Source organism: Streptococcus sp. NLAE-zl-C503, from assembly GCF_900104285.1.
In the GTDB taxonomy this organism is placed as follows: domain Bacteria; phylum Bacillota; class Bacilli; order Lactobacillales; family Streptococcaceae; genus Streptococcus.
The window spans coordinates 416,146-432,042 of the sequence record NZ_FNJT01000001.1 but is presented as its reverse complement, the minus strand read 5'-3'; the positions used below and the strand labels follow the sequence as shown (position 1 = coordinate 432,042).

Annotated in this window: 11 protein-coding genes; 1 reads left to right on the top strand and 10 read right to left on the bottom strand. The window is 40.8% G+C overall.

What is annotated here, in order from left to right:
- Positions 1–161: 161 nt before the first annotated feature.
- Positions 162–1,466 carry a surface-displayed alpha-enolase gene (eno, locus tag BLS46_RS02075; RefSeq protein ID WP_000022821.1) on the bottom strand — a complete coding sequence of 435 codons (1,305 nt, stop codon included), beginning with the start codon at positions 1,464–1,466 and terminating at the stop codon, positions 162–164.
- A 162-nt stretch (positions 1,467–1,628) separates the two neighbouring features.
- Here eno and BLS46_RS02070 point away from each other — a divergent pair, with 162 nt between their 5' ends.
- Entirely contained in the window at positions 1,629–2,075 is a 447-nt protein-coding gene (locus BLS46_RS02070; protein WP_093585327.1) for a DUF1694 domain-containing protein, read from the top strand.
- On the opposite strand, the gene BLS46_RS02065 is transcribed toward BLS46_RS02070, so the two are convergent.
- From BLS46_RS02065 to ligA, 9 genes are all read right to left on the bottom strand, one after another.
- Complete coding sequence (locus tag BLS46_RS02065) at positions 2,072–3,187, bottom strand: glycerate kinase (RefSeq protein WP_093585324.1); 1,116 nt, start codon at positions 3,185–3,187, stop codon at positions 2,072–2,074. The two genes, BLS46_RS02070 and BLS46_RS02065, sit on opposite strands and share 4 nt — an antisense overlap.
- A 9-nt stretch (positions 3,188–3,196) precedes the next feature.
- A complete protein-coding gene (gene serB / locus BLS46_RS02060; RefSeq protein ID WP_093585321.1) occupies positions 3,197–3,841 on the bottom strand; it encodes a phosphoserine phosphatase SerB in 645 nt (214 codons plus the stop codon).
- Between the two features lie 61 nt (positions 3,842–3,902).
- The gene (gene glgA, locus BLS46_RS02055; protein ID WP_093585318.1) at positions 3,903–5,336 is read right to left on the bottom strand and encodes a glycogen synthase GlgA; all 1,434 of its coding nucleotides are present in this window, start codon (positions 5,334–5,336) and stop codon (positions 3,903–3,905) included.
- Entirely contained in the window at positions 5,333–6,472 is a 1,140-nt protein-coding gene (gene glgD, locus BLS46_RS02050; protein WP_093585315.1) for a glucose-1-phosphate adenylyltransferase subunit GlgD, read from the bottom strand. Before glgD ends, glgA begins: the two co-directional genes overlap by 4 nt.
- A complete protein-coding gene (locus BLS46_RS02045; RefSeq protein ID WP_000787260.1) occupies positions 6,462–7,604 on the bottom strand; it encodes a glucose-1-phosphate adenylyltransferase in 1,143 nt (380 codons plus the stop codon). Before BLS46_RS02045 ends, glgD begins: the two co-directional genes overlap by 11 nt.
- Entirely contained in the window at positions 7,594–9,522 is a 1,929-nt protein-coding gene (gene glgB, locus BLS46_RS02040; protein WP_093585312.1) for a 1,4-alpha-glucan branching protein GlgB, read from the bottom strand. Before glgB ends, BLS46_RS02045 begins: the two co-directional genes overlap by 11 nt.
- A gap of 275 nt (positions 9,523–9,797) precedes the next feature.
- Complete coding sequence (locus BLS46_RS02035) at positions 9,798–11,222, bottom strand: NADP-dependent glyceraldehyde-3-phosphate dehydrogenase (protein ID WP_093585309.1); 1,425 nt, start codon at positions 11,220–11,222, stop codon at positions 9,798–9,800.
- Positions 11,223–11,418: 196 nt separating this feature from the next.
- Positions 11,419–13,704: a type I pullulanase gene (gene pulA / locus BLS46_RS02030; protein WP_093585306.1), complete on the bottom strand. Its 2,286-nt coding sequence runs from the start codon at positions 13,702–13,704 to the stop codon at positions 11,419–11,421.
- Between the two features lie 154 nt (positions 13,705–13,858).
- Entirely contained in the window at positions 13,859–15,817 is a 1,959-nt protein-coding gene (ligA, locus tag BLS46_RS02025) for an NAD-dependent DNA ligase LigA (RefSeq protein ID WP_093585303.1), read from the bottom strand.
- Positions 15,818–15,897: the final 80 nt, after the last annotated feature.

The following is a 15,897-nucleotide window of genomic DNA, read 5'->3' as shown; positions in this document are numbered from 1 at the left end:
TACAAGTGTTTTTGTCTATTATACCATAAACTATTTCCCATTTTTTACCTTTGCATACAAAAAGCCCTTCGGATAAAATCCGAGGGGCTTAAAACGTTGTTAAATCAACGGCCGAACTTTTTAATTTCAAGGTTCGGGATAAAATAGTTCACTGAACTATTTTATTTTTTCAAGTTGTAGAATGATTTCAATCCACGGTATTCAGCTACTTCACCAAGTTGGTCTTCGATACGAAGCAATTGGTTGTATTTAGCGATACGGTCTGTACGTGAAAGTGAACCAGTCTTGATTTGTCCTGCGTTTGTTGCAACTGCGATGTCAGCGATTGTTGAATCTTCAGTTTCACCTGAACGGTGTGATACAACTGCAGTGTAACCAGCTTCTTTCGCCATTTCGATAGCGTCGAATGTTTCAGTAAGAGTACCGATTTGGTTAACTTTGATAAGGATTGAGTTAGCAGCACCTTCTGCAATACCTTTCTCAAGGTAAGAAGTGTTTGTTACGAAGAAGTCGTCACCAACCAATTGAACTTTACCACCAAGACGTTCAGTAAGAGCTTTCCAACCGTCCCAGTCGTTTTCGTCCATACCATCTTCGATAGTGATGATTGGGTATTTGTTTACCAATTCTTCAAGGTAGTCGATTTGTTCTGCAGCAGTACGTACAGCAGCTCCTTCACCTTCGAATTTAGTGTAGTCGTAAACTTTACGTTCTTTATCGTAGAATTCTGATGAAGCACAGTCAAATCCGATAAATACGTCTTTACCAGGAACATAACCAGCAGCTTCGATCGCAGCAAGGATAGTTTCAACACCATCTTCAGTTCCTTCGAAACGAGGAGCGAATCCACCTTCGTCACCTACGGCAGTTTCCAAACCACGTGATTTAAGGATTTTCTTAAGAGCGTGGAAGATTTCAGCACCCCAACGAAGAGCTTCTTTGAATGATGGTGCACCAGCAGGTACGATCATGAATTCTTGGAAAGCGATTGGAGCGTCAGAGTGAGAACCACCGTTGATGATGTTCATCATTGGAGTTGGAAGAACTTTAGTGTTGAATCCACCAAGGTAGCTGTAAAGTGGGATTTCAAGGTAGTCAGCAGCAGCACGAGCTACAGCGATAGACACACCAAGGATTGCGTTCGCACCCAATTTACCTTTGTTAGGAGTACCGTCAAGAGCGATCATAGCACGGTCGATAGCTTGTTGATCACGTACATCGTAGCCGATAATTGCTTCAGCAATGATGTTGTTTACGTTGTCAACAGCTTTTTGTGTACCAAGACCACCGTAACGAGATTTGTCACCGTCGCGAAGTTCAACTGCTTCGTGTTCACCAGTAGAAGCTCCTGATGGAACCATACCACGTCCGAAAGCACCTGATTCAGTATAAACTTCTACTTCAAGTGTTGGGTTACCGCGTGAGTCTAGGACTTCGCGAGCGTAAACATCAGTAATAATTGACATTTTTTACTCTCCTTTGAGTTAAATTTTTTACACCTCTATGATACCTTAAAAATAAGCGTTTTTCAAGAAAAAACGTTATCTTTGTGCAAATTTTCCTTAACTTTATAAAGTAATCGCTTTCTTTTGTCTGTTTTCTTGAGGTTTTTGTGATATACTGTTTTTATGACAGATTTATCAAAACAACTACTAGAAAAAGCTCATGGTGAACCGAAATTAAAGCCTGACGAACAACGCCGCTATCTCGGCACTTTCGAGGAAAGAGTTCTTGGCTATGCGGATGTTGAGACGGCCAATAGCCTTCAACTCCAAAAAGGATTTTTAATGATTTTGAAAAACTTTCAAGAAAAGACAGAGAGTCTTTTTGTGAAGATTTCGCCAAATATCGAGTTTGACAAACAAGTCTTTTACTTAAAACAAGCAAAGGAAAGTAATTGCCAGGCGACTATTGTTTCAGACGATCATATCACCTCTCCTTTTGGCCTTGTCATTCACACGAACGAACCTGTTCAAGTAGATGAAAAAGACCTTAGACTTGCATTCTCGAATCTCTGGGAGGAGAAAAAGACAGAAACTCCTAAAAAATCAATCTGGAAAAAATGGTTAGGTTAATCCTTCCTCAAATTTAACAAACGACCAATATTAGTAGCTGTGTGTTCCAAATAGAGACTTGCATTTTTCAGACTGTCTTCTAAAGGCTCACTTTTCTCTAAAATGGAAAAGGCTGCTTGTATATTTTCAAATGGTAGGGGAGGCAAATCGTCAGCAAGACTACCACAAATAGCAATAACCGGAACTCTGTTAGGGGTTCTTTTTGCTACGCCGATAGGAGCTTTTCCAACGAAGCTTTGACTGTCCAGTCTGCCTTCTCCAACGATAACCAAGTCGGCACCTGCAACTTTCTTGTCAAAGTCTATCAAGTCCAGGCAAGTATCAATCCCGGATACGATACAGGCCTCAGCAAAGGCGCAGAGCCCAGCCGCAATGCCACCGCCGGCTCCTGCTCCTATAAGTTTTAATGTTGTAGGTGAGACTTTTTCATAGAACCGCTTTACAGCCAAATCTACTGTCTCAAACAAAGCAGGATCTAAGCCCTTTTGTTTTCCAAATGTATAGGTTGCCCCTTGATGACCACATAGAGGGCTCACGACATCTGCTAAAATGCGAATCTTCACAGCTTCAGGAATCCTATACAAGTCGCTGTCTGAAATTGACTCGAACTCAAGCAAAGTCTGACCGCAAGCTGGCAATTCTTTTCCATTCTTATCATAAAAACAATAACCTAAACCAGCAGCAATGCCTATCCCACCATCATTACTAGCCGTACCACCTACACCGATATAGATTTCCTTCATTCCTTGATCAATGAGATGGTGAATCAGCTCTCCAATACCTCTGGTTTGGATATGAAGAGGATTTCGTTTCTCCCGCGGAATATTTCCAAGACCAACCAAGTCAGCAACTTCAAAGAGCGCTATTTGACCTTTTTGAAAGTAACGCATTGCTTCATTTAGACCAAAAGGTCCCGTAACCTCTTGCCATTTTTCTTCGAGTTCAAGAGAATGTTGAATAGCATCTACAGTTCCTTCCCCGCCATCACCAACAGGACAGAGCAGACATTCTACATCCGCTATTGACTGTTCGAAGCCTTTTTTTATAGCTTGAGCGACCTGTTCTGCCGTCAAACTTTCTTTAAAAGAATCGGGTGCGATTACAATTTTCATAGTTCCCTCTCATTCTAAGAAATCAATCAAAGGTAGAACTTCTAAAAGATCTCTCGTATCTACATGACAAGCTATCTCAGCTTTTACGACGTCTTTGGCACAAAAGGCTATACCGTGACCTGCTGACTTTAACATCAAGAGGTCATTAGCCCCATCACCGATGGCGATCGTTCTTTCTTTGGGAAGTTCTATCTCATTTCTCCATCTCTCAAGAGTAGCTTTTTTTACTTGACCTGTCACAATTTCACCAACTAATCGTCCTGTTAAAAAGCCGTCTTTGACTTCTAACTGGTTGGCAGAGAAATAGGAAATGCTTAGGGATTTTGCTAATCTCTCAACGATTGGTGTAAAGCCACCAGACACTAAACCAACTAGAATACCGTTCTTTTGAAGTATGGAGATAAATTCTTGAGCATTCTTGGACAGATGAATGGATTTGAAAACAGTATCAAAGACCGAAATCGGAAGACCTTTTAACAAAGCCACTCTTGCTCTTAAACTTGTTTCAAAATCCAGTTCACCTCGCATTGCCTGATTGGTAATCTCTGAAATTTCTGCTTCACAACCTGCTTCTCTTCCTAAAAGATCAATTACTTCCTCTGCTATCAGGGTGCCATCAACGTCCATGACACACAAGCCTTTTACTTGAGTCATCACTTTTCCTCTTCTCTAAACAGCCCAAAAATCGTATGAAAGAATCATACGATTTTATCTATTAGTTGACTAAACTATGGTACAAATCCAGGTAAGATTTGCAGGCTGTATCCCATGAGAAATCGCATTCCATAGCTTGTTTTTGTAGATTTTTCCAAACGTCCGGCTGGTACTTATAAACATCCAAGGCTGTTTGGAAACTCCAGTTAAGCCAGTAAGGTGTTAAATTGTCAAAGCTAAATCCAGTTCCAGTTCCTTCAATCGGATTAAAAGCTTGAACTGTATCACGCAATCCACCTACTTCATGAACCAATGGTAGTGTTCCATAACGCATAGCCATCATTTGTGACAAGCCACATGGTTCAAAACGGCTTGGCATAAGGAAGAGGTCACAAGCTGCGTAGATTTCTTGAGCAAGTTTGACGTCAAAAGTGATATTTGCTGATAGCTTGTCAGGATAGACTTGAGCAAACCATGAGAAAGAATGTTCAAAAGCTGGGTCACCTGTTCCCAAAAGAACGATTTGAACGTCTTCTTGTAAGAAACGATGCAAGCTTTCTACAACGACATCAAAACCTTTTTGGCGCGTCAAACGAGAGACGATCCCAACTAGAGGAACATCTGCTCTCACAGGTAGACCAACTCTCTCTTGCAATTTTGCTTTGTTTTGAGCTTTTCCAGACAAATCTTCCTTATCAAAATGATAGTCTAAAAGTGGGTCTGTTTGAGGATTATAAAGATCTGCGTCAATACCATTGACAATACCTGAAACCTTACCTGACTCCATGCGAAGAATCTGATCCAAGCCACAACCGAACTGACTAGTCATAATCTCATGTGCATAGCTAGGCGATACGGTTGAGACACGATCCGCGTATAGGATACCAGCTTTCATCCAGTTTAGACAATCATTCCAACGAAGGGTCCCATCAGCGTAACGTTCAAAACCGACTCCAAACAAATCCCACAACATTCCTTCAGAAAATTGACCTTGAAATTCCAAATTATGAATAGTTAAAACTGTTCTGATTCCTTGATATGCCTGAATCCATCTGTATTTTTCCTTCAAGAGAAAAGGAATCATAGCGGTGTGATAATCATGGGCATGGAGAATATCTGGAATGAAATCAATTCGCTCCATGGCTTCAAGAGCAGCCAGTTGGAAGAAGGCAAAACGTTCACCATCATCGAAATCTCCGTAAACATGACCTCGGAAGAAATAAGTTTGATTATCAATGAAGTAGAAGGTTACACCATTCAAAACCGTTTTCTTAATACCACAGTACTGTCTGCGCCATCCTACACTCACTTCAAAGTGAAGAACATCCTCAATCTGGTCCCCAAACTTAGCCTCTACCATATCATAATAAGGTAAGAAAACTGCAACTTCGTGCCCCGCTTTTACAAGTGATTTGGGAAGAGCGCCAATAACGTCTCCCAAACCACCTGTTTTTGAAAAGGGCGCCCCCTCTGCTGCTACGAATAAAATTTTCATGAATGAATATCCTCTGTAACTTTTTCGCCTTTTTTGACTACAACCGGGTGTTCTGCAGTACCGCGAATAACGACACCGTCAGCAACCTCAACCCCTTTGTCCAAGATTGCATACTCAACTTGGGCACCTTGGCCAATCACAACACGTGGGAAGAGAAGGCTGTCTTTAACTAGACTATCCTTATGAACGTGAATATTGCGTGATAGGACCGACTGAACTACTTCACCCTCTATGATACTACCAGAGGCGAACTGCGAAGTACTTACCTTAGAGGTGTTTGAGTAGTAAGTTGGTTCTTCATTCTTAACCTTGGTATAAACCTTTTGGTTAGGTGAGAAGAGAGAGTAGAATTTTTGAGACTCCAGCATATCAATATTGGATTGATAATAGGATTGAACAGAGTGAATATTGGCTAGGTAGCCAGTGTATTCATAAGCAAAAGCACCTTCTTTAGCTGCCAACTCACGTAAAACATAGCGTAATTTTTCTGGGTATTCTTTTTGAACTTCTTCTTCCAAACGCTTAATCAACCACGGAGTATCAACGACGAATATATCTGTAGACATGTTGAAAAGTTCATCTGTTGATTTGGCATCAAAAAGTTTATGAGAAAGAACACGGTCTGTTTCATCCACTTCCAAGATGGCATTAACATCTGAAATATCCTTTTTAGGTAATTTCTTATAAACAACTGTAATTGGACGACCAGCAGTAGTATGTAAATGGAATACTTGATTGAGGTCAATATTCACCACGATATCACAGTTAAGTGCAACCGTCTGATTTGATCCTGAACGTTTCAAATAAGTGAGAAGCTGTTGGTAATATTCTTTCCCAACTGTGCTACTTTCAACACGAGTATTGTAAATTCCTAGATAGTAGTGACTGAGAAGGGTAGATAAGCCCCACTCACGACCTGAACGAATGTGGTCAAAGACTGAACTGATATTATCTTGTTGAAAAATACCAAAGATACTACGAACACCTGCATTTGCAAGACTGGAAAGGGGGAAGTCAATCAAACGGTATTTCCCGCCGAAAGGCAAGCTAGCTACCGGACGGTGTTCTGTTAACGTTGACATATCATGAAAACCAACTGTGTTTCCTAAAATGGCTGAATATTTATCAATCTTCATCTGTTGCTACCCCCACTACTTCATCATATCCTACTACTTGTACTTCGTCTGTTCCATCAATTTCGACACCTTCAGAAATAACAGCACCTTCACCAATGATAGCACGTTTAATTTTTGCACCTTTTCCGATAATGGCACCACTCATGATTACAGAGTCTACTACTTCAGCACCCTCACGTACTTGCGCTTCTGTTGAGAGAATGGAATGCTTAACAGTTCCATCCACGAGACAGCCATCCACAACTAAAGAATCTTCTACATGAGCGTGTTTTCCAATAAAGTTTGGTGGTGAAATCAAGTTGCGTGAGTAGATTTTCCACTGACGATCACGACTATCCAAAGCGTTGTTTGGATCAATGTATTCCATATTTGCTTCCCATAGAGACTCGATAGTACCAACGTCTTTCCAGTAGCCTTTGAATTCATAAGCATAGACACTTTCTCCAGACTCAAGGTAATTTGGAATAACGTTTTTACCAAAGTCTGACATATCTACCTTGCTCTTTTCAGCAGCAACAAGCATATTGCGAAGTCGTTTCCAGTCAAAAATATAAATCCCCATAGAAGCCTTTGTAGACTTAGGTTGAGCAGGTTTTTCTTCGAATTCAACGATACGATTATTGGCATCTGTATTCATGATACCAAAGCGACTAGCTTCTTTGAGAGGTACGTCTAGGACAGCTACTGTCAAGCTGGCATTGTTGTCCTTATGTGATTGGAGCATGTCATCATAGTCCATCTTGTAAATATGGTCACCAGAAAGGATCAGAACATATTCAGGATTGACACTGTCGATGTAGTCAATATTTTGGTAGATAGCGTGGCTAGTTCCTTCAAACCAACGATTTCCCTCGCTTGCAGAGTAGGGTTGAAGAATAGAAACACCTGTGTTAATTCCATCCAGACCCCAGCTCGAACCATTTCCAATATGGTTGTTTAAGGCAAGAGGTTGATACTGCGTAATAACACCGACGTTGTGAATCCCAGAGTTAGCACAGTTTGAAAGCGCAAAGTCAATGATACGGTAGCGCCCACCGAATTGCACTGCTGGCTTGGCAATGCTTTGAGTGAGTTTTCCGAGACGTGTTCCTTGCCCACCGGCAAGGATCAAAGCTAGCATTTCATTCTTCATTTTCTACTCCTTTTTGGGTTTTATTTGTGACAGTTTTAGTTGGTTTCAAGCGACGTTTAATCTTCCAGATACTTGCTCCCATAGCTGGCAAGGTAAAGGTCAAGGTCTGCTCATAATCCTTCCATAATCCTTCTTGAGTTTGAACCGTTTGGTTGTATTCTTTCCAGACACCACCCCATTGTTCCAATTCTGTATTCCAAACTTCTTCATAAACTCCTGCGACAGGAAGTCCGATTGTAAAGTCTTTTCGTTCAACAGGCGCCATATTAAAGACACAGACTAGCATTTCACCCTTTTTACTCTTACGAATAAAGGAAAGGACACTCTGATCTCTATTATCCGCATCGATAATTTCGATGCCATCGTAGCTGGTGTCAATTTCCCAAAGGCAGCGGTGATCTTTATAGAATTGATTGAGTTGAGAAGTGAAGTGTTTCATTTTAGCATTCATTGGATCTTCCAAGTTAGACCATTCTAGCTGTTCCTCAGACTTCCACTCTAAGAACTGACCATATTCGCTTCCCATGAACAAGAGTTTCTTACCTGGATGACAAATCTGATAAGTGTAGAGATTGCGTAGTCCTGCAAATTGATTGTATCGATCTCCCCACATCTTGTGCATCATGCTCTTCTTACCATGTACGACTTCATCATGCGAGAATGGTAAGAGGTAGTTTTCGTTGAAAACATACATAAAGCTGAATGTCACAAGATTAAAATCATACTTACGATAAATCGGATCTTCCTCGTAGAAACGGAGAATGTCGTTCATCCACCCCATATTCCACTTGTAGTCAAATCCTAGACCGCCCATTTCTTTCATACCAGTAATCTTTGTTGCTGATGAACTTTCTTCTGCAATCATCATCACATCTGGATGCGCTAACTTGATAACAGTGTTCAAACGTTGAAGGAAATAGTAGCCTTCGTAGTTGAGATTGCCACCGTCTTTGTTTGGAGTCCAAGGAGCATTATCATAGTCTAGGTAGAGCATATTGCTGACTGCATCCACTCGAATACCGTCTAAATGATAAAACTCAATCCAGAATTTAATGCTAGAAATCAAGAAGGACTGGACTTCATTCTTCCCAAGGTCAAAGTTAAGAGCTCCCCAACCGTAGTTATGGGCCTTATTGTGGTCTTGGTATTCAAAAGTTGGTGTTCCATCGTAATAAGCAAGAGCGTCATCGTTGATGGTAAAATGACCTGGAACCCAATCCACAATTACACCGATATTGTTTAAATGACATTCCTCAACAAAATCTTGGAATTCCTCTGGTCGCCCATAAGAGTGCTCCATAGCAAAGTAACCCATAAGCTGGTAGCCCCAACTCAATCCAAGTGGGTGAGCCATTAAAGGCATAAACTCGATGTGAGTGTAGTTCATCTCAACAAGGTATGGAATGAGTTCTTCCTTAAGTTGTGCAAAGCTATATGGACTACCATCTGGATTTCTCTTCCAAGATCCAGCATGGGCTTCATAAATATTGACTGGTCTCTCAAAAAAGCCCCAGCGTTTTCTCCTAGCTAGCCAAAGACCATCTTTCCATTTTTTCTCTGGAATATCAGTCAGGATGGCTCCAGTCTCTGGGCGGGCTTCAAAACGAACCGCCAATGGATCAATTTTCATAATCTGGTGCCCATTTGCACGCGTGATATGATACTTATAAATCTGCCCTTCATGAGCCAGACTTGTGAAGACTTCCCAAACACCCGATTCATTCCGTACCATAGGAATTTGGTGCTCTGTCCAGTTTGTAAAATCACCAACTAAGTGCACAGCCTGAGCGTTAGGTGCCCAAACACGGAAAGTAAAACCAATTTCTCCGTCTTTTTCCTCTTTATGTGCTCCTAGATAGTGCTGAAGATGAAAATTTTCTCCAGTAGTGAAGGTTCTCAATGCTTCTTGATTATTCATCCAATCCCCTTTCTTTTTGTAAGCGTTTTCTATAATTCTATTATACTATCTTTTAAAAGAACTTTCAAGCAGTTTACGGAATTTCTTAAAAAATATCTTGAAAATTTTAGAAAATATATTTTAACATTATATAATTTTTCATTTAATTGTTGAAAAAATAAATGATTTACATATATTTGCTTAGTATAATATCAAAACATTCGTTATTTTTCAAATTCTAACTGGATTTTTTAGTAAAAATAAAAATCAGGAATGTTATTTCCTGATTTTAAAAATTATTTTACATCAAAAACAATGGATTTTACATTTGTCATCGCTTCGATACTATATTTAATTCCTTGTACTCCTGCACCAGAACCTTTTATACCAAGGAATGGGAAATTATCTGGTCCACGTTGTGTTTTATTATTAATATGAACCGTTCCAACTTCAAGTTTTTCAGCAATTTCAAACGCCTTCTTAAAGTCATTTGTAAAGACTGAAGATTGAAGACCGAATTCTGATTCATTAGCAATTGCTACTGCTTCATCCGCATCAGCAACACGGATAATTGGGAGAACAGGTCCAAATGGTTCTTCCCAAGCTAATTTCATTTCTCTTGTTACATAATCAAAAAGTCCTGGCCAAATGAGATTATTCTCACGTTTAATTGGGCTGAGCGCTTTGGCACCCTTTTCTTGAGCATCTTCAATCAATCCCCAGATGAAGTCAGCTGAAGCATTATCAATAACAGGTGTGATATCAGCATTGTCAAATGGATCACCGACTGTCAGCTTAGCAACTTCAGCCTGGAGCAATTCAGCTAATCTGTCAGCTACGCTTTCCACAACCAAGACACGTTTGATAGCAGTACAACGCTGACCAGAGTAGCTAAAGGCACCACCTACGATTTGCTTAGCTGCATTTTCTAAATCTGCATCTTCTAAAACAATTGCTGCATCTTTCCCGCCAAGCTCCAGCATAATTGGACGCATGCCCGCTAAACGACCGATACGCTCCCCAATCGGTGTTGAACCCGTAAAGTTAATAAAGTTAACTTCCTTATGTTCAATGATGTAGTCTCCGATTTCAGAACCACGTCCAGTGATGGTATTAAAGACACCTGCTGGAATTCCGGCTTCGTCAAATGCTTTAGCAAGCAAGAGACCAGAAATAGATCCTTGTGTTGGTGGTTTAAACATAACGACATTTCCTGCAATCAATGCTGGAGCAATCTTAGATCCAGAAAGGTTGACTGGGTAGTTAAATGGCGCGATAGCTAAAACGACACCAACTGGCTCACGACGAACAACGGCTAGTTTGTTTTTACTTGCAGCTTCAAAACCGCCACCTTCCATTGCTTGTCCAGTGATACGGAGACCTTCCTCAGCAGCAAAACGAATCAATTCTGCTGTACGTACTACTTCTCCAATGGCTGCTTTTATCCCTTTAGCAACCTCTTTGGCAAGAATTGTACCAATTTTTTCTTTATCACGTTCCAAAATGTCTGCTGTCTTATGCAAATAGGCTGCACGCTCAACTGGTGCTAAATCACGCCATGCTGGGAGAGCTGCACGCGTAGCCTTCATAGCCTCATCTACTTCAGCTTGACTCATAGCTGGTACTGTCCCCAGCTTTTCCTGATTAATGGGTGAATAGATTGTAATTTCCTTTTCAGATGATTTCCAATTTCCATTTACTAAATTCTGATAATTTGTCAAATTCTCTTCCTCCTGAAAATGATTAAGACTTATTTTATCAAATTTTCAGAAAATTACAACCCTTTTTGTGAAAAAATTGAGATTTTTTTCACAATCTTGATCCTTCAAATTATTTGAAACTTAATTCTACTCTTCATTAAAAACCTCATAAATGACAAAAAGGATTAGATAATCTAACCCTTTTTACTACATTAATTTATGAGAGCACTTTTAAAACTGCGACACTAATATCATCAATAACATTTTCTTGTTTTGAACGACTGTTGGTAAGGAACATTTCAAGCTTACCTGCATTTTCAAAGTAGAAGGAAGTTCCCTTAGCATTGAATACCACCAATAAGTGCTCTGCTCCACCGTGAATCTCATAAACAATCCACCCGCTATTCTCAGCAGCTGTATGGACAAAGACATGACGGTAAATTTCTTCATATGTTGGATAAGAGAAGGCACTAATTTGCGTTTTTAGGCGGATAATCTGACGAATAAACTCAATGCTGTCTTGGCGTTCATTGATCAGATCCCAGTTGACTTGGTTAACACTGTCCGGAGCATTATAGCTATTCATAGCACGTTCTCGGTCTGCAGGAGTTAGTTCTCCATGTTCACCAGTTGGAATCAACTTAGTTCGACCAAACTCTTGACCTAGTTCTATAAAGGCCATTCCTTGCATGAGAAGATTCATAGCTGTCGCTGTCTCAACCTTGCGCATAATCTGGTCGGAACTCTTATCAGGATGAAGGGTTGCTAGCAAGTCATGAAGATTGTAATTGTCATGAGCTTCAACATAGTTGAGAACTTGGTTTGGACTGAGATAAGATCCCAACTCTCGGCTACCAAGAATAGCCTTGGCGACGATTGGTTCTGTAGCAGCACCACTCACAAATCCTGATTTGATTGCTCCATAAACTTCTCCTCCTTTGATCGCATCACGCTGATTATCGTTAAAGAAACCTATATTTGGCATCTGATAGGCGTTATCCTTCTTAGCCTTGTCATAAGGAGCTAGACCTGTTCCCATATCCCAGCCTTCTCCATAAGTGAGAATACGCGGATCGACCTCATCCAGTGCCCAACGAATTGCCTGCATAGTTTTGACATCATGAATGCCCATCAAGTCGAAACGGAAACCGTCAATATTGTATTCTTTCACCCAATAAAGGATGGAATCAATCATATACTTGCGGAACATTTCGTGTTCACTTGCAGTTTCATTTCCTACTCCCGTACCGTTTTGAAAAGTTCCATCACGATTCATACGATAGAAATAATCGGGAACAGTTGTCTGGAATGGAGCGTCAACTGTTGAAAAGGTATGGTTATAAACCACGTCCATAATGACACCGATTCCTGCATCATGATAAGCCTGAATCATGGTCTTGAGGTCTCGAATAACTTGTCCGGGATCATCTGGATTGCTAGAGAAGCTCGTTTCTGGTGCGTTGTAGTTTTGAGGATCATAACCCCAGTTATAGGTTACATTTCCATCTTGATCATATTCCTTATGACGATCAAAGATGGGTTGAAGTTGAACATAGTTGCAACCAAGTTCTTTGATATAGTCAAAGGCGGTTGCTTGACCGTACTGGTTAACTGTTCCAGTCTGAGCAGCACCCAAGAAGGTTCCGCGGAGTTCTTCAGGAACACCAGATGTAGGCGATTTGGTAAAATCTCGAATATGCATTTCACAGATAACTGCTTTACATGGATTCTCCAAACGCCATGGCGCTTCTGTCCCATGTTTGACTTCAAATCTTTCTACTTGTCTGTCCTGATGAGAAAGAATTACAGAACGTTTCCCGTCAGGACTTGTTGCAGTTGTGTAAGGATCTCTCGTCAAAGTCTGGTGGTGAGGAAATTCAATTTGATACTGATAAGCCTTACCAGCAAGATTTTCATCTAAGTCTAGACTCCACACACCAATGGTATTGTACTTATGACTATATGAATAGCTATTGCCACGCTCTAGATTAAAGGTTTTCCAAATAGGTGCATCGTTACTAGTGTTTTCATAGACAACCACCTGAACAGCTGTAGCTGTTGGAGCCCAAAGTTTAAAACTGGTCTGGGAATCAGACCCTTGGCAGCCCAAGTCTCCTTGATATCCCCAGTGATGATCAAAGCTTGCGCTATGGATGGCTTTATCAAAGGCAAAAGGATTTTGATCTTTATAGTAAGGACTAGCAATGGCTGGGTTTTCAGAATAATAAACAGTCTCGTCGCCCTCTAAAATCCATGCTTCTGTTAGCAAGGGATAGTAGTTAAAACGTACAAGATATTCTTTTAATACACCATCTATCTCGGCTTTGAAGGTGAAACTATCCACCTTTTCCTGACTGGTCATGGTAAAAGAAAACTGAAGACCAAAATAAGTGGTCCCTGAAGTTAAAGAGTTTTTGTTTTCATCTCGGTCTGTGCTAAATGAGCAAGCTGTATAATCTCCATTTTTTCTATGAAAATGGAGAAGAACGGGATAATTGTACATGTTTTTTCCTAATTTCTAATTTCTATTTTAATTTCATTTGATTCTGATGGATTCAGTTGGCATTTCATCACGATGGACAACAGATTTTAACCATGTCAAAACACATCAGGAGAGATAGTTTGAGACTATCTAACACCTAGTTTTCAACTATTCTTTACAAACTTTCTAGCCAAGCTTCATCTCGAACTTCGATACCAAGTTCCTGTGCTTTTTGAAGCTTGCTTCCTGCATCTGCTCCTGCTACGACAAGATTCGTTTTCTTAGAAACACTGCCTGTGACTTTGGCACCAAGACTTTCGAGTTTACTTTTTGCTTCTGAGCGTTTGAGACGTTCCAATTTTCCTGTCAGTACAACGGTCAAACCTGACAAGGCTGCATCTGCTACTACCGTCTGTCCTTTGTAATCCAGATTGACTCCAGCTTCTTTCAACTCGTCTAAAAGAATCTTAGACCCTTCTGTAGCAAAATAGGTCTGAAGGCTTTGGGCAATCACACCACCCAAGCTTTCGATACTTGCCACTTCATCTGGATCAGCCTGAGCTAAATTTTCAATAGAGTGGAAGTGTTGGAGCAAGAGCTGACTAGCCTTACTTCCGACATGGCGAATTCCCAGACCAAACAAGAGCTTTTCAGCAGAGTTTTCCTTAGATGCTTGAATAGCCTGATACAGTTTTGAGGCTGACTTTTCCTTAACACCTTCTAAAAGGAGGAAATCATCTTCTTTCAAACGGTAAATATCCGCCACATCCTTGACTAAATTGGCAGCAAAAAGCTTTTCAACGATAGATGGACCAAGTCCTGTAATATTCATGACATCTCGAGAAGCAAAGTGAATCAAACCTTCCATGATTTGGGCAGGACAGCGAGGATTGATACAACGAAGAGCCACTTCATCTTCAAAGTGAAGCAAGTGACTGTCACAACTTGGACAGTTAGTCGGAATATCTAGTTTTTCTTCAGAAACACGCTTAGACTCTACCACACGCAAAACAGCAGGGATGATGTCTCCCGCCTTATAAACGATAACTGTATCATCTTTGCGGATATCCTTTTCGGCGATATAATCTACGTTGTGCAGTGTTGCACGACTAACAGTGGTCCCAGCAAGCTGAACAGGTGTTAGATTGGCAGTTGGGGTCACAACACCCGTACGACCTACTGTCCAGTCAACTGAGAGTAGTTGGGCTTCTTTTTCCTCAGCAGGAAATTTATAGGCAACTGCCCACTTGGGTGCTTTAACGGTAAAGCCAAGCTCTTCTTGACCTGCAAGGTCATTGACCTTGATTACCACTCCATCAATGTCATAAGGTAAATTGTCCCGTTCTTGTCCAACTTCTTGGATAAAGTCCCATATCTCATCTATACTTTTAGTCAATATTCGTTTAGGATTAACCACAAAACCAAGCTGTTCAAGATGCTTCAAGACTTTTTCTTGACTATCTCGAGTAGAAGGACTAGCTTCTTGATAGAGAAAAGTCGCAAGATTGCGTTTGGCAACTACTGCCGTATCCAACTGACGCAAGGTGCCTGCTGCTGCGTTACGAGGATTGGCAAATTCAGGTTCCCCATTTTCTTGGCGGGCTTGGTTGACTTGATCAAACGAAGCGCGTGGCATGTAACACTCTCCACGAACGGTGATATCTAGTTCTTCTGGCAAGGTCAAAGGAATGTCCTTGACACGCTTGAGATTTTCTGTGATATTTTCACCAACAGAACCATCCCCACGTGTCGCACCGACAACCAAAATCCCCTTTTCATAAGTTAGCGAGATAGACAAACCATCGATTTTTAGCTCACAGATATAAGTGGGATGGGCTAACTCCTTACGAACACGCGCATCAAAAGCCTCTAACTCTTCACGTGAAAAAGCATCCTGCAAACTATAAAGAGGATACTGATGACTGTATTTTTCAAAACCATCTAAAACCTTACCACCAACGCGATGGGTCGGACTGTCTGCTAAAACTTGATCTGGATAGGCAGCTTCCAACTCGACCAACTCTCGGTAGAGGCGATCATACTCGCTATCTGACACCGAGGGATTATCACTCGTATAGTACTCGGTCGCATAGCGGTTGAGCAAGGCAACTAACTCATTCATTCTTTCATTCATAAAACTATTCTACCATAAATCAAGCCCTCCTCACAATAGAGAAGGACTGAAAAATGGATTGTGGAGAAATATTTTCTAAA